This is a genomic window from Rhodococcus sp. 077-4, assembly GCF_047782425.1.
Classification (GTDB): Bacteria; Actinomycetota; Actinomycetes; order Mycobacteriales; family Mycobacteriaceae; genus Rhodococcoides.
In genome coordinates, this window is the sequence record NZ_JAJPWC010000006.1 from 92,188 (window position 1) to 115,824 (window position 23,637).

At 64.8% G+C, this 23,637-nt stretch carries 13 protein-coding genes; 4 read left to right on the forward strand and 9 right to left on the reverse strand.

The annotated features are described in order from the left end of the window. Positions 1-441 precede the first annotated feature (441 nt). The 7 genes from ACNEOT_RS23405 to ACNEOT_RS23435 all read right to left on the reverse strand — a co-directional run bounded on the left by ACNEOT_RS23405 (position 442) and on the right by ACNEOT_RS23435 (position 17,851). Positions 442-1,275, reverse strand: coding sequence for an ABC transporter permease (locus ACNEOT_RS23405; RefSeq protein WP_415977042.1), 834 nt, complete (start codon positions 1,273-1,275; stop codon positions 442-444). Then, positions 1,272-2,273, reverse strand: coding sequence for an ABC transporter ATP-binding protein (locus ACNEOT_RS23410; RefSeq protein ID WP_415977043.1), 1,002 nt, complete (start codon positions 2,271-2,273; stop codon positions 1,272-1,274). The genes ACNEOT_RS23405 and ACNEOT_RS23410 overlap by 4 nt, the downstream gene beginning before the upstream one ends. Beyond that, positions 2,270-12,496, reverse strand: coding sequence for an amino acid adenylation domain-containing protein (locus tag ACNEOT_RS23415; protein WP_415977044.1), 10,227 nt, complete (start codon positions 12,494-12,496; stop codon positions 2,270-2,272). Before ACNEOT_RS23415 ends, ACNEOT_RS23410 begins: the two co-directional genes overlap by 4 nt. A gap of 279 nt (positions 12,497-12,775) precedes the next feature. Continuing rightward, positions 12,776-14,401, reverse strand: coding sequence for a long-chain fatty acid--CoA ligase (locus ACNEOT_RS23420; RefSeq protein WP_415977046.1), 1,626 nt, complete (start codon positions 14,399-14,401; stop codon positions 12,776-12,778). A 123-nt stretch (positions 14,402-14,524) separates the two neighbouring features. Continuing rightward, positions 14,525-15,409 (reverse strand): hypothetical protein, encoded by an 885-nt coding sequence (locus tag ACNEOT_RS23425; RefSeq protein WP_415977047.1) that lies wholly within the window; start codon positions 15,407-15,409, stop codon positions 14,525-14,527. Between the two features lie 71 nt (positions 15,410-15,480). Continuing rightward, positions 15,481-16,836: an FGGY-family carbohydrate kinase gene (locus ACNEOT_RS23430; RefSeq protein WP_415977048.1), complete on the reverse strand. Its 1,356-nt coding sequence runs from the start codon at positions 16,834-16,836 to the stop codon at positions 15,481-15,483. Positions 16,837-16,846: 10 nt separating this feature from the next. After that, positions 16,847-17,851 (reverse strand): LacI family DNA-binding transcriptional regulator, encoded by a 1,005-nt coding sequence (locus tag ACNEOT_RS23435; protein WP_415977049.1) that lies wholly within the window; start codon positions 17,849-17,851, stop codon positions 16,847-16,849. A 100-nt stretch (positions 17,852-17,951) separates the two neighbouring features. Here ACNEOT_RS23435 and ACNEOT_RS23440 point away from each other — a divergent pair, with 100 nt between their 5' ends. Next, complete coding sequence (locus ACNEOT_RS23440; protein WP_415977050.1) at positions 17,952-18,506, forward strand: AAA family ATPase; 555 nt, start codon at positions 17,952-17,954, stop codon at positions 18,504-18,506. Here the strand turns inward: ACNEOT_RS23440 and ACNEOT_RS23445 are convergent. Together ACNEOT_RS23445 and ACNEOT_RS23450 are read right to left on the reverse strand one after the other, a co-directional pair. Further along, positions 18,491-19,501, reverse strand: a complete 1,011-nt coding sequence (locus ACNEOT_RS23445; RefSeq protein ID WP_415977052.1) for a LacI family DNA-binding transcriptional regulator — start codon at positions 19,499-19,501, stop codon at positions 18,491-18,493. The two genes, ACNEOT_RS23440 and ACNEOT_RS23445, sit on opposite strands and share 16 nt — an antisense overlap. 28 nt (positions 19,502-19,529) lie before the next feature. Next, positions 19,530-20,255 carry an SDR family oxidoreductase gene (locus ACNEOT_RS23450; RefSeq protein ID WP_415977054.1) on the reverse strand — a complete coding sequence of 242 codons (726 nt, stop codon included), beginning with the start codon at positions 20,253-20,255 and terminating at the stop codon, positions 19,530-19,532. A 406-nt stretch (positions 20,256-20,661) separates the two neighbouring features. Here ACNEOT_RS23450 and ACNEOT_RS23455 point away from each other — a divergent pair, with 406 nt between their 5' ends. From ACNEOT_RS23455 to ACNEOT_RS23465, 3 genes are read left to right on the forward strand one after another with little or no spacing between them, the layout of a single operon-like run. Next, on the forward strand, positions 20,662-21,441 hold the full coding sequence (locus tag ACNEOT_RS23455) for an ATP-binding cassette domain-containing protein (protein ID WP_314144320.1): 780 nt from the start codon (positions 20,662-20,664) through the stop codon (positions 21,439-21,441). Further along, positions 21,438-22,535, forward strand: coding sequence for an ABC transporter permease (locus tag ACNEOT_RS23460; RefSeq protein WP_415977056.1), 1,098 nt, complete (start codon positions 21,438-21,440; stop codon positions 22,533-22,535). Before ACNEOT_RS23455 ends, ACNEOT_RS23460 begins: the two co-directional genes overlap by 4 nt. 53 nt (positions 22,536-22,588) lie before the next feature. Beyond that, positions 22,589-23,560: an ABC transporter substrate-binding protein gene (locus ACNEOT_RS23465; RefSeq protein ID WP_415977057.1), complete on the forward strand. Its 972-nt coding sequence runs from the start codon at positions 22,589-22,591 to the stop codon at positions 23,558-23,560. The last annotated feature ends 77 nt before the right edge of the window (positions 23,561-23,637 follow it).

The window sequence follows — 23,637 nt, forward strand, 5'->3', positions numbered from 1 at the left end:
CTGGTCTTCTAGACCTCGTCGATGAACGTCTAGCGCTCCGGCAGCTGCCAGTGAGCCACGCGGCTGTCGAGGAACTCCTTGTTCCCTTCCTGAACGCCCTCGCGGACGACGATGGCCACCAAGGGCCGCGTCCCGCGTCGAAGCGGGGACGTCGATCAACGCGGAATCACGAACTTTCGGGCTGTCCATCACCTGACTCCCCAGTTTCAACGACGAGACCCATTCGCCACCGGACTGGGCTATACCGTGAACGTCGATGACGGTTGGTTGCGAACCGGTGACGGCGGCGCTCTCCCCGAGAGCGACTATCTCTGGTCGAACGATCGCTCCAGTCGTGTGCCTCGGCAAAGTAGCAATTGCATGTGGTCTGCGGACCAAATACCACATGCAATTGGACAGGATGTATTGGACAAGTTGGAAGAAATTCTGCCCGAACTGCCGTCACCCCACCCGGCCGCGCGAGACTTTCAGCGTCAGGGGCACGAAGATCGTCAGCAGCACGATCGAGGCGATGAAGGAGTACAGCATTGGATTCGACGACGCCCAGGTCACCGGTTCGTTGATCAACGTCGACGGTGCGATGGGATTACCGAACGCCTCGCGGGTCGCTCGTGCCACCGATGTGACCGGGTTCCACTGCGCGAATAAACGCAGTGGACCAGGCAGCGTCGCCGACGGGATGAAGGCCGACGAGATGAAGGTCAGCGGGAACACGATGATCATCAGAACGCTCTGGGCGCTTTCGGCTGTGGCCGAGATCAATCCGACGACGGCACCCATCCATGACATCGCGAAGCCGAAGAACACCAACAGAGCGATTGCTCCCAGGGTAGAACCGAGTGAGCCGTTGATGCGCCATCCGACAACCAATCCCGCACCGATCATCACGGCGATACTCACCACCGATACCAGCGCATCGGTCAGGGTGCGCCCCAACACGATCGCCAACCGCGACATCGGCAACGAGTGGAATCGCTCGACAATTCCCTCGCGACTGTCGGTGGCCAATCCGATGGCGGTGAACCCGGCACTGAACACCACTGTCTGCGTGAAGATTCCGCCCATCAGGAATTGTCGGTACTCGCTTCCGCCGAGCGCGCCGCCGAGGACGTAGGAGAACAGCAGCACGAACATCAGTGGCTGGACCGTCGCACCGAGCAGCAACTGTGGAACGCGCAGGATCACCAACAAGTTGCGCTGCGTCATCGTCGCGCAGTCTACGAGGAAGCTGCCGATTCCCTCGCGTCGAACGGGTCGCGCAGCCACCGTGGTCATCGAACGATCCTCTCTGCCAATGGGGCACCCATGTGACGACGGCCGGCATCCTCGTCACCGGTCAGATCGAAGAAGACGTCGTCGAGATTCGGTGCGCTCACGTAGGCGTCGTGGACGTCGATGCCCGTGCCGTACAGACGGGACAGGATCAGCATCAGCGAGCGCGTGCCGTACGGAGCATCTGCGGCGAACCAGCCGTCGCGGATGGTGGCGGGGTCGGTGCGAACGTTCATGCGAGACAACAACTCGGTCGCCACTCTCAGACTGTTGGGATTGAGAACCTGTACGTGCGCGCTCGGCACACGCAGTCGAGACTTCAATTGCGTCGGTGTGCCCTCGGCGACCACGCGGCCCTTGTCGAACACCACCACGTCGTCGGCCAACCGCTCGGCCTCGTCGAGGTACTGCGTTGTCAGTAGTACTGCCGTGCCGTCCGCGGTCAGTCCTTCGACCACGTCCCAGAGCTCGCCGCGACTGCGCGGATCGAGGCCGGTGGTCGGTTCGTCGAGAATCACCAACGGTGGCCGCGCCACCAAGGCACCGGCCAGGTCGAGGCGTCGACGCATACCACCCGAGTACGTGGACGCGGCCCGTCCGGCTGCGTCCTCGAGGTGGAACATCGCCAGCAATTCCTTGGCCCGCGTCCGGGCCCGCGCCCCACCGAGCCCGTACAGCCGACCGAGCATCCGCAGATTCTCGTACCCGGTGAGTCGGCCGTCGACGGCCGCGTACTGACCCGACAGTCCGATCATTCCGCGCACCGCCCGCGGATTCTGCGCCACATCGATGCCGGCCACCGTCACCGTGCCGCTCGTGGGAGCGCTGAGGGTCGCGATGATCCGCACCGCGGTGGTCTTGCCCGCGCCGTTCGGCCCCAACACGGCGGTGACCGTCCCCGCTGGCACCACCAGTTCGACGCCACTGAGCGCCACATGATTTCCCTTGCGGCCCACGTACTCCTTGACGAGGTTGCGCACCTCGACCACTGTCTCGCTCATCGGTACTGCCCTGATGCTGCTGCCGGAGTGCGTGATTCGATGCTGCGTGCCACCTCGGCCAGGGCCTTCGGTGTGCCCATCTCGTTGTGGGTGGTCGGAACCGGATGATCGGCGATGGTCCCACCGACGAATTGTCGCCATTCCCAGGGTGATCGAGGCACCCCGCGGTACCGAGACGCCGAGAAGAACGTGAGGTCGCCGCCGAAGAACTCGGGCCGATGCTCGTAGCCGAGGCGAACGAACAAACGGTACCGGTCGTACAGGCGTCGAATCTGATCGTCGTCGAGCAACGTTGCCGCACCGCCCTGTCGGCGTACCAGAGCGATGGCGTCGTCGAGAGTCAGATCGTCTTCCACCTCGAACTCGCCCACGAATTCGCGCAGCAGGTCTGCCACCGACATCTCCTGCCTCGGTGCCGTCTCGTCGCACAGCGGATAGGCGTCGAGCACGATCAGTTCGACATCCTCGCCCTGCTTCTCGAATTCGACGGCCATGTCCTGCGCGATGAGCCCGCCCAGCGACCAGCCCGCGAGACGGTACGGCCCCTTGGGGAATTCCATGCGGATGGCGTTGACGTAGTCGCGTGCCATCTCTTTCACCGATTCCGGTTGCGGTGCGCTGGTCACGATGCCGCGGGCCTGAATCCCGACGACGGGAGTGTCCGCATCCAGATACGGAAGAATCCCGGTATAGCTCCACACCAGACCGATAGCCGGATGGATGCAGAACAGCGGAGCCCGATCGGACGACCCACCACGCAGCGGTATCAGGACGTCGAACGGCGATCGCGGGCGCAGTGTCACAGGAGCCTTCTGGTCGGTGACGCCGCTGTGCCCGAGTGCATCGAGGCGGGCGGCGATCGCGTCGGGTGTTGCGACGTCGAAGAACCACGTCACGTCGACCTTGTCCCGGTCGGCTTCGGTCACCTGTTCGCGGAGCGTGTCCATCACCATCACCGCGGCCAGGGAATTGCCGCCGAGGGCGAAGAAATCCGAGTCCGCGTCGACGGTATCGACATCGACCGCGAGCACGGAGGCGAAGGCCGACCGCACCGCATCGACCGTCGAACCGTTCGCGCGCACGACGGTGGTTGTCACCGATCCCGCGGCGAGCGCGACGCGATCCACCTTTCCATGTGAGGTGAGTGGGAGCCTGTCGTGCAGCACAATTCGCGCGGGTACCAGGTGCCGGGGGAGTACCTCGGACATGGCCGCGCGGAGGTGGTCGGCATCGACGACGTCCGTGGTGCTCACATGCGCGACGAGCGACGAACCGGTCGCGGTGTCCTCGACGAGCACCACGGCGGACTGTACCGACGGGTTCGCCGACAGCACGGCCTCGACCTCGGCCGGCTCGACCCGGACTCCTCGAATCTTGGTCTGCGAATCGGACCGTCCGAGAATCCGCAACTGTGAGCCGTCGGATGTTGCGACCGAGCGAACGAGGTCACCGGTTCGGTAGAGACGTGAGCCCGCGGCACCGTACGGGTTTGCGACAAAACGAGTTGCAGTCAAGCCGGGTCGCCCGAGGTAACCCCGTGCGAGTCCGGCCCCGGCGACGTACAGCTCGCCCATGTTCGGTCCGTCCACCCGGTGCAGGTCGGAATCGAGGATCAGCGTCGACGTGCCCGGTACCGCGGATCCGATATGCGGTGCGACAGCGGTCTTTTGCAGACCCATCGTTGCGGCGACCGTCGACTCGCTCGGGCCGTACGCGTTGACGAAGCGACGCCCCTCGGCCCAGGTGTCCAGCAGAGCCGCCGACAGCGCCTCGCCTCCGGTGCCGATCGTGGTCACCGACAGCAATGCGTCGGGCGAAAGCGTTCCCAGTGCGGCCGGGGTGATGAAGATCGTGTCGACGCGTTCGCGTCGGATCAGGTTGCCGAGTTGTGTGCCTGCGAAGGTCGACGACGGGGCAACCACGCAGGTCGAGCCACGAACGACGACCAACAGCATTTCCAGAATCGCTGCATCGAAGCCTGGTGACGCCACGTGCAGAACGCGGGACCGGGGACGGGTGTCGAAGAGCAGCCCCAATGACACCGCGAATCGTTCGAGCCCGCGATGGGTCACCGCGACCGGCTTCGGCCGACCCGTGGTTCCGGACGTATACACGACGTAGGCGATGTCGTCGGGATGCGGCTGTGGTGCGGGCACATTCGTAACGACCGGCTCGACGTCCCGAATCGATGTCCACGGCACGTTCCCGCGAGGGAGGTCGGCGTCCGGGCCGTCGCACAGACCCAGGATCGGAGCGGCATCCTCCAGGATGTAGCGCAGCCGCTCGCTCGGGTAGGAGGGGTCGAGCGGCAGGACGGCAGCACCGGTTCGAGCGATCGCCCAGAACGCGGTGACCGATGCCAGGGAACGCTGCGCTGCGAGGGCAACACAGGTTCCCGGCCCCGCACCGGCCGCCCGAAGCGAATCGGTCAGGGCGGCAACGGCATCGTCCAGCTCGCAGTAGGTCATCGAACCGTCGGCCGCAGCGACCGCCACCGCACTCGGATCGAGTGCGACAGCTGCTTGGAACAGTTCGCTCAACGTCGGTGGAGACGCAGCGATCGCCGACGCGTCGAGCAGCTCACCTACGGTGCTCGACGGTGCCGCGGCGGCCCGATCGAGTACCTCGACCAATCGTTGTGCCAGATGACGAGCGGTGCTGGGCAGAAACAGCTCTCGCGCGTAAGTGATGCGTACGTCGGCGCTGCCGTCGTGGCCGGGGCGAACGGACACCACAAGGTCGAACGCCGACGTCGTGATCGGGGCTTCGATCGTGGAGATCGTTCGGTCGCAGGTATCGATCATCAGCGGCGGCGAATCCTGTACGGCGAGAACGATCTGCACGATGGGATTGCGGGCGGGGTGACGCGGCTGCCCCAACGCCGACACGATCTCGTCGAACGGAATCAGCGCGTGCTCGAACGCGTCGAGGTCGGTCTCGCGCACTGCGGCCAGTGCCTCCGTGAACGACGCGGACCGAGCGATGCCGGTGCGCAATGCGAGCGTGTTGACCGCCATGCCCACCATCGAATCGAGAGCCGTGCCGCCGCGTCCCGAGTGCGGTGTACCGATCACGACGTCCGTGGTGTCATCGGACACGAGCGCTGCAAGCGCGGTGTGCACCACCATGAATTCCGAGGATCGATGAGTTCGAGCGAGCATGCATACCCTGGCACGAACCTCGGCAGGCATCGACACGGTCACGGTGGCGGCCCGTCCGGTCGGAGAACTCGGACGCGGCATGTCGAGCGGGACGGCGTGTTCGACGGGTGCGTCGCGCAGCGTTTCGGTCCAGTAGTCGAGACCGGTTGCTCGCGCTCCGTCGGCCATCGCGGCCTCGAGTGCGAGCTGGTATTCGGCGTATTGCAGCGGCTGGTTGGGCCACACCGGCGCACTGCCGTTCTCGCGAGTCGTGAAGGCGAACAACAGATCAGCAGACAACGGGGCGATCGATTCACCGTCGGCGGCGATGTGGTGCACCACCAGAACCACCACGTACTCGTCGTCGCCGATCCGCGCTACCGTGGCTCGGACCGGAAGGTCGACCGACAGATCGAAGGGCTGCGCACCTGCCTGCGCCAGAAGGTCGACGAGCGAGTAGCTCTCGCGCGAGTCCGCGATGCTCACCTCGATGCGTCGCTCCGGCCAGACCCGCTGAATCGGCCCCGTCGCCGTCGTCGGGAACGTGGTGCGCAACGACTCGTGACGGTGCACCACGTCGTTCAGGGCGGCTTCCAACACGTGCGGATCGAATGCACCGGTGACGCGGAGGCCGCCGACGATGTTGTATGCCGTTGCCGTCGAGGCGATTCGGCTCGTGATCCACATGGCCTGCTGCTGAGGCGAGAGAGGAATCGCCGTGCCTCGCGTGGAGCGGACACGCTCGATCAGTTCGGTTGTGAGCCAATGCGATTGCGCCACAGATTCCTCGAAGTTCTCCTGCGCTGCATCGAGGTGCGTGGCGAGCTCGGCAACCGTGGGGTTGTCGAAGATCGTCCGAACCGGGACGTGGTAGCCCAGGCGTTCACCGATCCGGGTGGCGTATCTCGTCGCGGACAGCGATGTGCCGCCGAGTGCAAAGAAATCGGCCGAGGTTCCTAACGACGGTACGTCGACGACCTCGGACAGAATCTGCACCAGAATCGATTCGAGTTCGGTCCGCGGCTGGTCGTCGAGAGATGCGGCGCCGAACGACGGTGCAGGCAAGGCAGATCGGTCCAATTTGCCGACAGGAGTGAGCGGGATGGCATCGAGCACCAGGATTCGGGCGGGCACCATGTGCCGGGGTAGCCGATCGCGCGCGATCCGGGTCAGAACGTCGGGGTCGACGGCATTCTCGCCGTGCACGTAGGACACGAGCACCGCCTCGCCGGACGGGGTGGTGGCCGTCTTCGTGACGGCGAGATCGACTCCGGGTACAGCGCCGAGAACCGCGTCGATTTCACCCAATTCGATTCGTAGACCACGAATCTTGACCTGGAAGTCACTACGTCCGACAATCTTCACCGTCGGTTCGGGTGCGCCGTCGACGTATGCGAGATCGCCGGTGCGGTACATCCGAGACCCGGGAGGGCCGAAAGGATCGGCGACGAATCGAGTGGCCGTCAGCGCAGGGCGGTCGACGTATCCGCGCGCGAGTTGTCCACCTGCAAGGTGCAATTCGCCGGTGACCCCGCTCGGTACCGCAGACAGGCGCGCATCGAGAACGGTTGCGCGGACTCCGGCGACCGGCATTCCGATGGACACGTCCCGAGTCGGGTCGAGAGCGGGGAGATGAGTGGAGATGGTGGACTCTGTGGGCCCGTAGACGTTGACGACGCGACGGCCGGCCGCTGCGAGGGTCAGCAACTCCGGCCCGAAGTTCTCGCCGCCGATTCCGATCGTGGTCATCGACGTCAGCGCGGGACCGGCGAGGTCGAGAGTGGCCAGCACCGACGGCGTCAGGAAGCAGTGCGTCACCCGATGGACGTCGATCACCGCTTCGAGTTCTGCCGCACCGAGGATGTCGGCGGGAACGACCGTCAACGTGCCGCCCGCGCGTATCGCGAGCGCGATCTCGAGCATCGATGCGTCGAAACTCGGTGAGGCGAAGGCCAGTACGCGAGAACGTGAGTCGGCATCGAACGCGCGCACGAGCTCGGCCCCGGCGTCGGCGTAGGCCTGCCGGGAGACCTCGACGCCCTTCGGGGTGCCGGTGGTTCCCGAGGTGTAGATGACGTACGCCGCATTCGTGGGCGAGACCTCGGGGACGTCCCGGCCGTAGGTTGCGGCATGAGCGAACAGCGAGTCCATCGACAACCAGAAGCCGTCCGAACCGTCGACGCGCAGGTGCGTGAGACCGACGACGGCACCACTGTCGCGCACCATGAAATCGCGTCGATCCTCCGGGTAGGCAGGATCGACCGGAACGTACACCCCACCCGAGCGGGCGACGGCAAGCACGCACAGCACCGATTCGATGGAGCGCGGCAACATCCCGACCACTCTGGTCTCGGCCCCCACGCCACGACTGCGCAGATGTGCGGCACCTCGGGTGACGAGTGCGTCGAGATGGCCGTACGTCATGGATCGTTCGTCTTCGACCAGTGCCACCGCGTTCGGCGTACGCCGCGCGGAGTCGCGCAGAGCGCGGTGGATGCTCACACCACGCGGATCGGTTCGACCACTGATCATCGGTAGAAGCCGCGCGCGTTCGGATGGAATTAGCACGTCGATCCGGTCGATGGGACGGCCCGGCTCGGCTGCCATCTGGGCGAGCACGGACGTCAGGCGCTGCAGCAACGCCTCGGCAGTGGGCGCGTCGTACAGGTCTCGCGCGTAGGTCAGCACGATTGTCGTCTCGCCGGGGCGCGCGGCCGAGCGAGCGAGGACCACCTCGAGGTCGTACTTGGTGACGGGCAGTTCGATGTCGTAGGCGCTCACCGCTGCGCCCCCGATCTCCATCTCGACATCGGGGGTGACCCGCTCGGTCAACATCACCTGGAACAGCGGGTGACGACCGGGCAGGCGTGCCGGGTCCAGGTGCTCGACCAGGGAGTCGAAGGGCATGTGCCCACGGGAGAGTGCTTCGATGTCGACGCTGCGGATCGCGAGGACGTGCTCGCGCACGGAATGGCTCGACGTGACCGCGGTGCGCAGGACCACCGAGTTGACGAACATTCCGACCACGCGATCGAGGTCGCGGTGCCCGCGCCCCGCCACAGCCGTACCGATCACCACATCGTCGCCGACGCCCGAACGCGACATCAGCAGCGCCAACGCCGCGTGCACGACCATGAACTCGGTCGATCCGGTGTCTGCGGCGAGGCGATCGACGGCGGCCTTCAAGTAGGAGCTCAGCACGGTGGACACGGCAGCGCCGAGACCGCTCGGCGTACTCGGACGAGCGCGCATGGTGCCCGGCGGACGGGTGTCGGGAAGGCCCGCGAGCGTATCGGACCACCACGTCCTCAGATTGCTCAGCGACGAGCCGGTGTCGGTGGCCTCGCCCAATTCGGATCGCTGCCAGGCGACGGCATCGACGTACTGTATCGACAGCGAATCCCACTGCGGTGCAGTGCCGTTCAGTCGAGCTCGGTAGGCCTCGCCGATGTCGGAAGCCAGCACGCCGAGCGACCACCCGTCGGCGCAGATGTGATGCAGAACGAGCGCTACGACGTGTTCGTCGCGATCCGGTAGCGAGATCGCTCGGCCCCGAAGCGGCAGATCGTGTTCGAGATCGAAGGGACGCGTTGCGATGTCGGTCAGCGCAGCGAGCAGTGCTGTGTCGTCGACATCCGTGCCGTCGATCGTCACGGCGTCGAACGGCAACGGGTGCAGGGCGCTCGGAGCGTCGAGAACGACTTGCAGTGGCGAGCTTTCGGACGGATCGAGGGTGAAGACGGTACGCAGGCTCTCGTGGCGTCGAACGACGTCCTCGAGTGCCAGCCGGATGGCAGGGATGTCGAGTCGGCCTCGGACTCGGAGTGCGAGTGGAATGTGGTATGCCGCCGACGGCTGGTAGCGCTCGATCCACCACATGCTGCGCTGCGAGGGCGAAGCAGGCAACGGCTCCGTGCGTGAAACAGCAACCGGCGCGGTGCATCCAGTGTCATCGACGAGGTCGACCAGGGCGGCGGCCAATCGCTCGACCGTCGAATGCAGAAAGACCTCGCGTACGCCGACGCGATATCGGCCGTCGGCGGCGAGGCGCGCGGCGACGACGGTGGCGAGCAAGGAGTTGCCGCCGAGGGCGAAGAAATCGTCCGTGGCCGAGACCGACGGCACGTCGAGCACCTCGCAGAACATCTGCGCCACAGCGACTTCCTGTGTCGTTCGCGGCTCGCGTCGCTCGGCCACGACCTGTTCGACAGGCTCGGGGAGCCGGCGGCGATCGACCTTGCCGTTGGCGTTCAACTCGAACGCATCGAGCACGTTCACTCGGTGGGGCACCATGTACGCGGGGAGTACTCCGACGAGCGAGGCCGTCACCTCGTCGGGGCTGAGCATCGCACCGTTCTCTGCGACGACGTAGCCCACGAGAGTGCGGGCCACCCCGTCGCCGCGGACGACGACGACGGCGTCGCTGACCTGTGGGTGAGCGCGTAGTGCCTCCTCGATCTCACCGAGCTCGATCCGGAATCCACGGACCTTGACCTGATGATCGCGTCGCCCGATGTAGGTGAGTTCGCCTGCGGTGGTCCATCTCACGAGATCGCCGGTTCGGTAGAGCCGGCCGCCTCCGAAGGGATCGGCCACGAATCGGCTCGCCGTCAATCCGCGTCGAGCGTGGTAACCCCGCGCAACGCCGGTTCCGCCGATGTACAGCTCGCCCACACATCCCGGGGGAGTCGGGTGGAGTCTGCTGTCCAACACGTACGCGCGAATACCGTCGATAGGACGCCCGAGCGCGACCTTCTTTCCTGCCTCGAGGGCACCGAGCGTGACTGCGACCGTGGTCTCGGTGGGGCCGTAGACGTCGACCATCCGGCGTCCGGGAGCCCAGTCGTCGACCAGCGCTGCCGGCACGGCGTCGCCGCCGACTCCGATCGAGACGAGTGTCGACCCTGCGGTGGGAGAGACCGTGGCCAGTGCGGACGGCGTGATGAACCCCGCGTCGATGCAGTGCTCGGTGAGCAGCGCCCCCAGTTCGTCGCCGCCGTACACGCCGGTGGGCAGCACCACGAGGGTGCCGCCTGCGCCGAAGGCCAGGAACATCTCGAGCACGGAGGCGTCGAAACCCGGTGATACGAAATGCATCACCCGTGACCCGACGGTCGTGGCGTGGGCCGCGATGGCCGCGTCGGCGATGGGTCCTATACCGCGATGGGTGACGGCAACGCCTTTGGGGATGCCGGTGCTGCCGGAGGTGTAGATCACGTACGCCGTGTGATCCAGAGTGAGCGGGGTGAGGCGGTCGGTGTCGTGGATCGGACCGTCGTCCAGTCCACGGAAGGGGTTGTCCTCGGCGATGATCCAATCGATGTCGGACGGCAGTCCATCGAGGCGGTCCCGCGTCGTGACGCCGACTCGTGCGCCACAGTCCGCCAGCGTGCGTTCTATGCGGTCGAGAGGATGCGCAGGATCGATCGGCACGTATGCACCGCCCGCTTTGGTGATGGCCCACACCATGGTGACCGACCTGTGAGAGCGCGGAAGTACCACGGCCACAGGCACATCCGGGCCGACACCCATCGAGATCAAATGGCGCGCATACATGTTCGAGCGGCGGTCGAGCTCGCGGTACTCGACCACGGTGTCACCGTCGACGATCGCGGGTCGATCCGGTGCGAGCCGCACGCCGCGATCGAAGATCTGCGGCACAGTCGCCAGAGCGGCAGGCGCTCCGCCGCTCCACTCGTGCAACAGGAGATGACGGTCTGTCTCGGTGAGCACACCGATGGACCCGATCGGGCAATCGGTTGGCCGGGTTGCGAACTCGTGCAGGAATTGAGCGAATCGCGCACTGTGCATCTCGATGTCGGCGAGCTCGTACGTGGCGGGGTTGCCCTCGATGTCCACGCGCATCTGTCCGTTGTCGGAGTTCGTGTGCAGGGTGACGGCCATGTCTGCCGTCGGACCCGAGGTCAACAGGTCCAGTCGCGCGTCGAGATCTCCGAGCCGAATTCGGTCGCCGAACAGCATGGGGTTGATGGTCGGTCCCAGGGTGGCACCCGAGGCCCTGAGGTCTCCGGCGATCTCCGCTGCGGGGAGTAGCTGGTGCCGGAGAGCGCCTCCGATGCGGTGGCCGATGGTGTCGATGAGTTCGGAAATGGTGGTCGTAGATTCGATACGGGCCCCGATGGGTACGGCGTTCGCCGTCATGGACGCGGAGGATCTCGCCCAGGCGGTGACACGGGCAGCCATGGGGAGGGTGAGAACGACGTCGTCGGTGTCGGTCGCGCGGGCGAGGTACGCCGCGAATGCCGCGACGACAAGAGCCGCAACGGTGGTCTTGTACGTCCCGGCCGCACTGGCAAGGGCCCGGTCGGTGTGCAGGTCCAGTGTTCTGTCGCATCGATGATTGAACGACGACGGTTCGGCTGTGCGTCCGGAGAACGAGACGGGTTCCGGCAATTCCGCCGACACCCCCGCCCAGTACGCGCGATCCTTCTCGATTCGCGCCGATGCCCGGTACGCGGCCTCGGCCTCGACGAACGCGCGCGGATGCCTCGACTTGCGGGGTGGCGGCACCTCGCCGCGTTCGAGTGCCGTGTACACCTCGCCGGTACGGACGGCGACCACTGCCGAACCGAATCCGTCGATGACGGTGTGGTGTGCGCGCGCGTACCAGAAGTACCGCAGGTGACCGACTTTCAGGACGGCCGACCTGGACAGGGGTGTCGAGTGCAGGTCGATTCGAGCGGTGAACTCCGCGTTCATCCATTCGCGTGCTGCCGCGATCGGATCAGGAGAGCCAGTGAGGTCGTAGTACTCGAGTTCGGTCGGCAGGATCGCCGCATCGACGAACTGACGGACGGTGTGCGGACCGTCCTGCCCATCGCCGGGGGCCAATAAGCGAGTCAGCAGCGACCCCGTTTCGGCAGCGGTGATACGCACCGAGTCGACGAGAAGATCGAAATTCAGGTCGCCGCGAACGTCCATGTAGTGCGCCACGCTGTGCGCAGCATGCGGATGCAGTTGTTGCGCCAGCCACATGGCGTACTGCGAGGACGTCAGCTCGAACGGCTCTTCGTAGTTGTCGTCCAACGTCACGAACCCGAGTACCTGATTTGAATCGGTCACAATTACCCCCGCGCATCGTTGCGCCCCGTCATATCCCGTTTACTCGGAACCCCGAGGGAACGGTAGCAAACTTGGGGACTGTTGGAACGACTCTATTCATACCGAGATTCCGCATCGACCATAGTTATATGAACTACCGGTTTGTTTAGTGAAGCACCACAACTAGCTCCGTTGTCCGGTCCTCGGTTCTGCGTCGGGAGTGATTGCGGGCGGCGACAGCGAACAGCGGACCAGAGCGTGTGCTCGGGTCCGCTGTCGGCTGTGGCCTCGTAGTTCGCTTTACGCCAGCTCGATGACTGTCAATGCTCCATCGGCGTGTGAACTCCGCAGGCGTTTCTTGTCGTATTTGCCGACGCTGGTTTTCGGGACCTCGTCGATGAAGCTCCAGCGCTCCGGCAACTGCCAATGCGCGACGCGACTGTCGAGGAACTCCTTCAGTTCCTCGGCCGTCACCGAGGCGCCCTCGCGGACGACGACGGCTACCAGGGGGCGTTCGTCCCACTTCGGGTCGGGCACACCGATGACTGCAGCCTCGCGCACGGCGGGATGTTCCATCACCTGGTTCTCGAGTTCCACCGACGAGATCCACTCTCCGCCGGATTTGATGATGTCCTTGGAGCGATCGGTCAGCCGGAGGTAGCCGCCCTGGGAAATGGTTCCGACGTCACCGGTGCGGAGCCAGCCGTCGTCGAATTTGTCGTCCGTGTCGGCGCGGTAATAGCTGCCGGTGATCCACGGGCCACGCACCTCGAGTTCGCCGACCTGCTTGCCGTCCCACGGCAGTACCGTCCCTGCGTCGTCGACCAATCGCGCCCTCACGCCGGCGACGAATCTGCCCTGCGTGCAACGCAAGTCGAACTCGTCTTCCGGCGACAGTCCGGCATCGGGTTTGCCGGAGGTGCCCAGTGGGGAGGTCTCGGTCATGCCCCATGCCTGCGAGATGTGTACGCCGTACTTCTCGTGGAAAGCCCGCATCAGAGACGGCGGGCACGCACTGCCGCCGACCACCACGTCCCGCAAACTCGACAGATCTGCCGGGTGATCCTCCAGATGCGCGAGCAGGGCCTGCCAGATCGTCGGAACCGCGGCCGCGGCCGTCGGGCGCAACGTCGACATCATCTCCGCCAACGGAGCCGGCTGCAGGAACCTGTCGGGCATGATCAGCGACGCGCCGACCATCAACGCCGCGTAGGGCAATCCCCACGACATCGCATGAAACATCGGCACGATGGCCAGTACCTTGTCGGACTGCGCAATGGCCATCGCATCGGTCATACACGCCTGCATCGAATGCAGGTAGATCGAGCGATGCGAATACACGACACCCTTGGGATCGCCGGTGGTACCGGACGTGTAACACATTGCGGCAGCGGACCGTTCGTCGAGCTCGGGCCAATCGAATTCCTCCGACTTGCCGGCGAGTAGATCCTCGTAGCCGAGCACCTCGATGCCCTCCGGCGCGTTCACCTGCGCGGGGTCGACTCCGACGACAACGAGGTGACGGACTGTTTCGAACGTCGGGAGCAAGGGCGTCAAGAGTGGCAGCAGGCTCGCGTCGGCGATGATCACCTGGTCCTCGGCATGATTGACGATGTAGGTGAGCTGCTCGGGAAAGAGTCGAATGTTGAGCGTGTGCAGTACCGCACCCATCGCGGGTACCGCCATGTACGCCTCCATGTGCGGGGCGTTGTTCCACATGAACGTCGCGACGCGCTGATCGTCGTCGACACCGATCGAGCGCAGGCCGTGCGCCAATTGCGCTGCTCGCCTACCCAACTCGGAGAAGGTAACGGTGGTCGGGCCACTGTCCGACCACGTGGTGATCTCGGCCGAGGCGTGAATGGACGTGCCGAATCGAACCAGCTGGCCGATGGACAAGGGGGTGTCCTGCATGGTGCTCTTCATCGATCTCGCTCCTGAAGTTTTCGGTACGCACGTCACTGTGCTGCGCGTCACACTTGCACCATAGCTCAGGCAGCGTCGACCGAGCCCGAGGCCTGATGTCCGGGCTCGGTCGAAGGACGGCGATCAGTTGTCGACGGCCGCGTTCAGCTCGCGCAGACGGGGGCGTGCTCGGTTGGTGAGCAGATCCTCGCGGGTCGCGCCGGAGACCGCCATGCTGTCCTTCCACAGTGAGCGGCCTGCCATCGCGCCGCGTGCGCCGTTGGCCACCGCGGTACGCACCTGCTCGATGAATGTCTCGTGGTCGACGCCCGCCGAGAGCACGGCCCACGGAACACCCTGTGCCGCTTCGGTGACTGCCTTGCACGCTTCGGCCGAACCGGGGTAGGGGAGCTTGAGTACCTTGGCACCGCATTCGACCGAAATGCGAGTGGAGTCGGCAATGATCTTGCCGAAGCCGGCCTTGTACTCCTCGTCGGATTCGCCCTCGAGCTTGTAGGTGAGGATCTCGACGATGAGCAGCAGGCCCTCGGCGGAGCATGCCTTGACGAGGTCGCGAATCTCCTCGGCGACACGGGAATCGACGCCCTGCTTCTCGGGACGCATGTAGAAGAGCATCTTGGCGACATCGCCACCCAGGTCGCGTACGACGCGCGGGGTGACGCCGTCCACGTAACGGGTGTAACGCAGTCCGTCCGTCTCCTCGAAGCCCGATGCGTCCATTCCGACGACGAGTGCGGTGTTGCGCGAGAGCACACCCTCGTCGACGATCTTCGGTAGTGCCACCTCAGGGTCGAGCAGGATCGCCGGAGCGTAATTGCCCAGGTAGCGAACCAGATCGGCCTTGGCGTCGGCGAGCTGCTCGAACGTGACCGAGCCGGGGCCGTCGGGAGCATCCGTCATGACGGCCTTCATGCCGTTGCGCTGATCTCCGGCGACGATGAGCATGTTGCCGTCGGCGGTGGAAATGGCTGACATTCCGCGACGTTCGAGGGTGGTGAGTTCGTTCATGATTCTCTCCTGTTGATGTGGTGGGGTTCGGCGCAATGAAGACAACGTTGTCTCACTGCAGAAATGTGGGCTCAGATTTCTATGAGCGTCAGTAGTCGCGCAGCGAACAGTGCTGCGCCGTATGCGGTGTCCTGGGAGCGGGTCGAGACGGAAACCTCGGGGAGCACCTGCGACCGGGCATCCCGAACGCTCGCCATGCTCGCCCACCCCCCGGTGAGGAGCGTGGTCCGAGCGGGAGGCACCTCCGCGTCGAGGGCCGAGATGAGACGAGCGATTTCGTCGTTGCCGTGCAACAGAATCGAGCGGAACAGTTCCGCCGCATCCACACCGTCGGTTCGCACGGTGATGGACAGCACGCCGTCGTCGTTGCGGGCCCCGGCGATCTCGATCCCGCCATCGGTGGACGGCCCACCCGCAGGCAACGCGCACACTCGTTGATCGAGCGAATCCCGCCCCGCGCGATCGTTGATGTCGCTCAGCTGCAACGCCCGTCGCATCAACAGTCCTGTTTTGACCCCGGCGACGAGAACGTGTTGTCCCGGAACCACATGGCGTACCGAGTTGATCAGGTGATCGGCCAAACGGCTTCGTGCGTCGGGCGTCAGCGGAGCGTCGAGCACGCGCAGCAGCACCTCGGCGGTACCCATGGACACGTGGTAGCGATCGCGGGGAATTGCCCCACCCGATACGGCGGAGACGAGATGGTCGTGACCGGCCACGGTCAACCGTGCCCCCGCGATGGCGTCGGGAAGTGTGGGCCCGGTTGCTACTCCGAGGTCGGTGCCTGCATCGACGAGGGGCGGGATGAACTCGGCCCCGACGCCCAGGTGCGTCAACATCTCCGTCCACGGCTCACCGGTGTCCTGATCGAGCAGTCCGGTCCGCGAACTCAGCGAGTAGTCGGCCACCGCGCGACCACCGAGGGACAACACGACGAACTCGGGCAGATTGAACCATCGCAGTCCGGCCAGGTTCAGCCCGTTGTCGCGGAGGTGCGCGATTTTGACCACGGACACCTGAACACCGACGGGAAGGCCTGTCCTGCCGGCGAACCGCTCACGAAGTCTCTCTGGAAGTGCGTCCACCTGTTGCTGCCCGCGGGGATCGAACCAGGCGAAGGCCGGGGCGCGGACAACGTTGTCTTCATCGAGAAGAAAGCCCGTCTCGCCCATTCCGGATACTGCGATAGCGTCGATGCGCGCAGCGGGATCACCGGTTACGGCGGGCAATCGACGCGCGATGGCGTCGAGCAGATTCGCGATCGTGGCCAGCAGGTCCTCGGACGAGAGGTCGGTGGTGCCACCGGGGCCGTGACGCCAGGGCGTCGGACTCTGCTCGATGGTCAATTCGGTTCCGGCCTCGTCGATCACGAGCACTTTGATGCCGGTGCTGCCGAGGTCGAGTCCCGCTACGAGTCTGGGATTCACGGGGTTGGTCTCATTTCTGTACGGGAAGGGGGAGTGCATGCGAACGTCGTTCCACCAGCGTGGTCGGCGCTACCTGTTGCTCGGGTTCGAGATAGGGATCGTCGAAGCGCTGCACCAGGCGATCGAACGCCAAAGTGCCGATGCGGTACGGGTCCTGGTCGATGCACGTCACCGACGGGCTGACGGCGTCGGCGAGCGAAAAATTGCCGAACGAGACCATGGCCACGTCGGTGCGGTCGATCTCGTGCAGTACCGACACCACGGCCGTTGCATGTCGTGCATTGGCGACGAAGAAGGCGGTGGGCGGATTGCGCAGTGCCAGTAGCTTCTTGACCACCGGCCGCACCGAATCCGCGGCGTGGGAGACGGGTGGAGCGAGAGCAGCGTCCGGTGTCTGGCCCAGGTCGATGAGAACGTCGAGGTACGCCTCACGGCGGAGCTGCGCAGTTTGGAGTCGATCGTCGAAGCCGAGCAACGCAATTCGGGTGTGCCCGCTCGCCACCAATTTCTCGACGGCCTGCTTGGCCGCACCGTAATCGTCGACGATCACCGAGTCGAATCCCGCGATGGAACGGTCGATGGTCACCGTGGGCAATGTTCGACGGCGTGGCACGAGGAAGTCGCTGTGATCTCCGACCGGAGCGAGGATGATTCCCCGCACGTGTTGCCCGGCCAGCAGGGCCAGCTGGTCTCGCTCGCGCTGGGCGTCGAAACCGGTGCTGCCGACGATGACGGCCAGTCCGTGTTCCAGAGCGCGATCCTCCACGGCGCTGACCAGAGATGCGAAGAACACGTCGTCGATCGAATCGACGACGATCCCGATGGTGTTACCCGATCCCGACTTCAGTGAGCGCGCAGCCGAATTGGGTACGTAATTCAGGGTTTGCACGGCTGCTTCGACGCGTTCGCGTAGCTCGGGCAAGACGGTGTCCACGCCGTTGACGACACGGGAGACGGTCTTGAAGCTGACGCCTGCCAACGCGGCGACGTCTTTGATGCTGGCTCGCTCGGTCACGTGAACTCTCGATCGGAGGAATGTGCTCGCGGTACGACGATGCGAGACAACGTTGTCTTGTATGATTGCCGCTATGCCTCATGTCTGTCAAGACGTTTCCGTGACCGATCGGGATCGACTGCCGATTCTGGTCGTCGCGGGTGCTGCAGGAAGCGGAAAGACCACATTGGGGCGAGCGCTGGCCCGCCGCTTCCGCATACCGTTGCTCGACCTCGACACCCTGACCAATCCGCTTCTCGATGAACTGGATTCGGCGTTGGGCGGTCCGCATTGGAACAGTGCGGGGCCGCACTCCGAACAGATCCGGCGCGGCCGATATGCAGTATTGCTCGCTGCCGTCAGGGATGTGCTGGAGATCGGGCAGCGGTCCGTTCTCGTTGCTCCTTTCACCCGTGAACTGACCGGTGGAGCGGAGTGGGGACGGTTGGTTGCCGCGGCGCAGCCCGCTGCTGTGATGGTCGTGTACGTCGACGGCTCACCGGAACTGCTGGCGCGGCGACGGGCGGCCAGAGGTGCGGAGCGCGATGCACACAGGCCGATGGATGCGCCGGTGGAAATGCCGCGTGTGCCGCATCTGAGGGTCGATGCCGAACTCTGTACCGAGCAGCAGGTCGAGCTGGTCTTGGCCGCTGTCCAGAGCTACGCGCAGCGATGATCGCTTCCAGGCGTGCAGGATTCACGCTCGACCAGTTCGACTCCGAGAATGTTGCGCCGCTTGTAGCGCTTACCGGGATTCTCGATTCGGCCCAGTAGACGCTCGATGGCCAATCGACCGAGCCGAGCAGGATTCTGATCGATGACGGTGACCGGCGGTCGCACTGCATCCGCCAGAGGGAAGTCGCCGAATCCGACGAACGCCAGATGCAGTAGATCCATCTGCTGCAGTACGGGCACGCACGCCATCGCCACTCGTGCGTTGGACAGGAACAGTGCGGTGGGAGGATCGGCGAGCGTGGTCAGCGTCGCCAGTGCCGCGCGGGCATCGTCTCGGCCCATGACCCCGAGTGCGACGAGAGTTTCGTCGAATTCGATTCCTCTGGCCTGCAACGACTCTCGATACCCCTCCAGTCTGTTGCGGCTGGTGGGAATGCCGGCACTGTCGCCGATGACCGCAATGCGCGTATGACCCAGATCGAGTAGATGATCGGTGGCGAGGACGGCTCCACCGTGATCGTCGTCGACGAAACTGTCGGCCTTGAGGCCGTCGGGGGCTCGATCGACGAACACCGTCGGGGTCTTGTCGATCCAGCGCTCCAGGTAGCCGTGGTCGGCACCCGTAGGTGCAATGATCAAGCCGCTCAACTGCCTACGCAGCAGCGACTCGACGAGGCCCCGCTCCTGCTCACCGTCGTGGCCGAGGCTGGTCACCAGAACGGCCATGTCTTCTTGGCGGGCACGCTCCTCCACCGCTCGTGCGATGGAGGAGAAGAACGGATCGTCGATATCGGGTACCGCTACACCGATTGCGGCCGCCTGACCGTTGCGAAACGACGTCGCCATCGTATTCGGCACGTAGTTGAGTGACTCGAGGGCCTCGGTGACGCGAGCGCGGGTATCGGGGTCGACGTGTGGGTCGTTGTTGTACACCCGTGAGACGGTCTTGGCGCTGACCTTGGCCAGCGCCGCGACATCCTGCATGGTGGTCATCATCTACCCCCGTCTGCTCGTCGTCCGCTCGTCATCGACTGGTGTAGCCGCCGTCCACCGGCAACGACACTCCGGTCACCATGGAAGCATCATCGCTCAACAGGAATGCAATCGGCGCGGCAATCTCGTCCTCGGTGGCCCAGCGACCCAGCGGCATCTGAGCCAGGAACGGCTCCTCGATCTCGGGTCGGCCCCAGTAGAACGCGGACATCTCCGTCATCACAACGGTCGGATTGACTCCGTTGACCCGGATTCCGTGGCGACCGAGTTCGAGGGCCGAGACCCGAGTGATGTTGTCCAGAGCCGCTTTCGATGATCCGTAGGAGATGTGGCCGGTCAGCGCGACGAGACTGGCTTGGCTCGAGACGTTGACGATGGCCCCTTCGCCGGCGGCGATCATCGCGGGAACCGTGTACTTGATGACGAGCAGTGCGCCTCGTGCGTTGATGGCGATGACCTTGTCGAAGACCGAGATGTCGGTGTCCTGTGGCGTCGCGATCTCGCCTCCGAATCCGGCGCAGTTCACCACTCCGTAGAGGTCGAGGCCCTCGACGGCGTCGCGCACACTGTCCTCTGAGGTCAGGTCGAACGCCAGGGGTCGAGCGCCGGTCTCATCGGCCAGCTTGTTCAGTGCATCCACGGACTGCCCGGCTGCGACGACGTCGGCACCGTCGGCCACCAGCCGTCGCACCGTTGCAGAGCCGATGCCGCCGCTGGCACCTGTCACCAAGATCTTCCGGCCGTCGAAGTTCGCCATGGGGTCTACCTTTGCTGTTTCCGAATGGGCATGTCATCGGTGTCATACGTCCGCTGATCGAGTCGTATGTCATCGGTGTCATGGACGGTACCGCAGTGCACTCCCGCGGGCTCGTAATTCGACGAGATCCAGCATTCCTGCACCTCGAGGACGGTACCGTCCGGTCCGATAGCCGTCTGTTGCTGCGGCGTGCGGCAGGCACGAGCTTCAGGTCATGTCACCGGTGACATGAATTTTCTCGAAACACGTGACAACGCGAGTTGTGTGGGTCACACTCGTTAACACGACGAGCCCCACAGGGAGCTCGACCTGGCTCGCAGACCACGATCTCCGACCGTGCTGCTCAGGCGTAGGTGGGAGTGTCCATCCCGCACCCGAAGGTTTTCGACTCGACCAAGGAGTATCCATGGCCAGCGTTGCACCTGTTGCGACACCGATCCTCGAAGCGAGGGGATTGTCGAGGAGCTTCGGAAACGTGCGCGCCCTCGACGACGCCGATTTCGACATCTACCCCGGCGAGGTCGTCGCTCTCATCGGCGACAACGGCGCGGGCAAATCGACGTTGGTCAAAGCGCTCTCGGGCAGCCTCGCGGTCGACACCGGCGAGATCCTGTTCGACGGCACCGCGGTCGATCTCGACAGTCCCACCGTGGCAGCCGAACTCGGCATCGAGACGGTGTTCCAGGATCTCGCTCTCGCGCCGCACCTGAATGCGCAGCAAAACATGTTCCTCGGTCGCGAGTTGCCCGCGAAAGGACTACTGGGTCACCTCGGGTTCCTCGACGTGTCCACGATGCGCAAGCAATCCCAGGACGCCCTCGACGAACTCGGGGCCACCGTGCGCAGTCTCACCGTCCCCGTCGGAGCCATGTCGGGTGGCCAGCAGCAGGCCATTGCGATCGCCCGCGCGGTCGCCTGGGCCAAAGGCGTTGTGTTTCTCGACGAGCCGACGGCGGCGCTCGGAGTGGTGCAGACCCGCAACGTTCTCGACACCATCCGCAGGGTCGCCGACCGTGGGGTGGCGGTGGTGTTCATCAGTCACTCGATGCCGCATGTCATCGAAGTCGCCGACCGCGTCCAGGTACTGCGGATGGGCAAGCGCGTCGCCACTCTCGACGCCAAGAACACGACCATGGAAGAACTCGTCGGCGCGATGACCGGCGCAACCACCGGAGCCACACGATGAGCAATCAGATCATCACCCCGTCCATCGAACCGTTGCCACCGAGCCACAAGCCGTCGCGGCACACCTTCGACGTCGTCGAGGCGCTCGGGAAACTGGCTCGCGTCCAGGTGTTCCAGATCGTGTTGGTGTTGGCAGCAATCTGCATCGTCTTCTCGATCATGGCTCCCGGCAGCTTCCCCGAGTGGGGCAACATTCGCCAGATCATCCAGAACGTCTCCATTCTCGCGGTGCTCGGAATCGGCATGACCTTCGTCATCGTCACCAGCGGCATCGACCTCTCCGTCGGATCGGTGCTCGTCTTCTCCGGGGTCGTCTCCGCCAAGACCATGGCCGCAGTAGGCGGCGATGGATGGGGAGTCGCCGCGATCGGAATCGTGGTGGCACTGCTCTGCGGCCTGTGCTGGGGACTGCTCAACGGATTCCTGATCGGCAAGGCCAACGTGCCCCCGCTGATCGTCACCCTGGGCACCCTGGGCGGTGCGCTCGGGCTCTCGCAGGTGATCACCGGCGGCGTCGACATCCGCGACGTGCCACCGGTTCTGGTCGACACGATCGGCTACGGAAACCTACCCGCCACCACCATTCCCCTGATCTCGAGCATCGCTCTCGTGCTCGTGGTGATCTTCGGAATCGTGCTGCATCGCACCAAGTTCGGCCTCTACACCTTCGCCGTCGGATCCAAGGAGCAGTCTGCTCGCCGGGTCGGAATCAAGGTGGACATGCACCTGGTGAAGATCTACGCGCTCTCGGGCACACTCGCCGGCTTGGCGGGCATCCTGTCGCTGTCCCAGTACGGAACCACCGCCATCGCCGGACAGTCGCAGACCAACCTCAATGTCATTGCTGCAGTGGTCATCGGCGGAACCAGCCTCTTCGGCGGTATCGGCACCATGTTCGGTACCGTCGTCGGACTCTTCATCCCGGCCGTGTTGCAGAACGGATTCGTCATCGTCGGAGTCCAGCCGTTCTGGCAGCAGGTCGCTGTCGGCGCAGTACTGATCGCCGCCGTGTACTTCGACCAGCGGCGACGCGACGCTGCCAGCCGAGGCCAATCACCGAACTCCCTCAAGAAACTCTGGTCGCGAAGTCCGTAACGCGGACCGGCCCTGATCTCCCTCTGCTCCAACCACTTACAAGAAAGTCGACCATGATCACATCACGCACCGCCGTCGTTGCACTGAGTGTCGCTTCGGTCTCCGCCATGTTCTTGGCGGGTTGTTCGTCCGACTCGGGAAGCGGTGGAGGCAACGGCAAGATCGCCTTCATCCAAGGCGTGAGCGGCGACGAGTTCTACATCAGCATGCAATGCGGAATCGAGGCCGCAGCCAAGGATGCCGGCGTCACCGTCGACACCCAGGGACCGGTCAAGTTCGACCCGACCCTGCAGAAGCCCATCGTGGATTCGGTTGTGGCATCGCGTCCCTCGGCGATCCTGATCGCGCCCACCGACGTTGCTGCGATGCAGGCACCACTGGCTGCTGCGGCGAAGGCCGGCATTAAGGTCGTGCTCGTCGACACCACTCTCGAAGACCCTTCGATCGCAGTGTCGTCCATCTCGTCCGACAACAAGGGCGGCGGTGCCGAGGCGTTCAACGCGATCGAGAGGCTCAGCCCGGCCGGCGGCAAGGTGCTGGTCATCTCGACCGATCCCGGTGTCTCCACAGCCGACGCCCGCGTTGCCGGATTCGAGGAAGCAGTAGCGGCCAACTCGGCGTTCGACTATCTCGGAGTGCAGTACAGCCACAACGACCCGGCCGAAGCTGCCCGTCTGGTCTCGGCCGCGCTGGCGAAGGACCCCGACATCACCGGCATCTTCGCCGCGAACACCTTCGCAGCCGAGGGCACCGCGACCGGAGTTCGACAGGCGGGCAAGCAGGATCAAGTCAAGATCGTCGGATTCGACGCCGGACCGGCACAGGTCAAGCAGCTCCGTGAGGGAACCGTGCAGGCTCTGATCGCGCAGCAGCCCGACACCATCGGCACCGACGGCGTGGAGCAGGCCATGGCCGCGATCGACAACAAGCCGGTCACCGCCGATATCTCCACCGGCTTCCACGTCATCACCGCCGACAACATCGACGGTGACGGTGCGCAGTATGTCTACAAGTCTTCCTGCTGACCTGTAGGTCCCTTCGAACTGCGGTGGTGCTCCTGGTGGCCGAACATGCCCGGGAGTGCCACCGCTCACCACCTCCG

What these genes read in the sequence shown, in the direction of transcription:
- ACNEOT_RS23405 (WP_415977042.1), bottom strand. Translation starts at nt 1,275, where the DNA reads ATGACCACGGTGGCTGCGCGACCCGTTCGACGCGAGGGAATCGGCAGC.
- ACNEOT_RS23460 (WP_415977056.1), top strand. Translation starts at nt 21,438, where the DNA reads ATGAGCAATCAGATCATCACCCCGTCCATCGAACCGTTGCCACCGAGC.
- ACNEOT_RS23410 (WP_415977043.1), bottom strand. Translation starts at nt 2,273, where the DNA reads ATGAGCGAGACAGTGGTCGAGGTGCGCAACCTCGTCAAGGAGTACGTG.
- ACNEOT_RS23445 (WP_415977052.1), bottom strand. Translation starts at nt 19,501, where the DNA reads ATGATGACCACCATGCAGGATGTCGCGGCGCTGGCCAAGGTCAGCGCC.
- ACNEOT_RS23455 (WP_314144320.1), top strand. Translation starts at nt 20,662, where the DNA reads ATGGCCAGCGTTGCACCTGTTGCGACACCGATCCTCGAAGCGAGGGGA.
- ACNEOT_RS23465 (WP_415977057.1), top strand. Translation starts at nt 22,589, where the DNA reads ATGATCACATCACGCACCGCCGTCGTTGCACTGAGTGTCGCTTCGGTC.
- ACNEOT_RS23425 (WP_415977047.1), bottom strand. Translation starts at nt 15,409, where the DNA reads ATGAACGAACTCACCACCCTCGAACGTCGCGGAATGTCAGCCATTTCC.
- ACNEOT_RS23420 (WP_415977046.1), bottom strand. Translation starts at nt 14,401, where the DNA reads ATGAAGAGCACCATGCAGGACACCCCCTTGTCCATCGGCCAGCTGGTT.
- ACNEOT_RS23450 (WP_415977054.1), bottom strand. Translation starts at nt 20,255, where the DNA reads ATGGCGAACTTCGACGGCCGGAAGATCTTGGTGACAGGTGCCAGCGGC.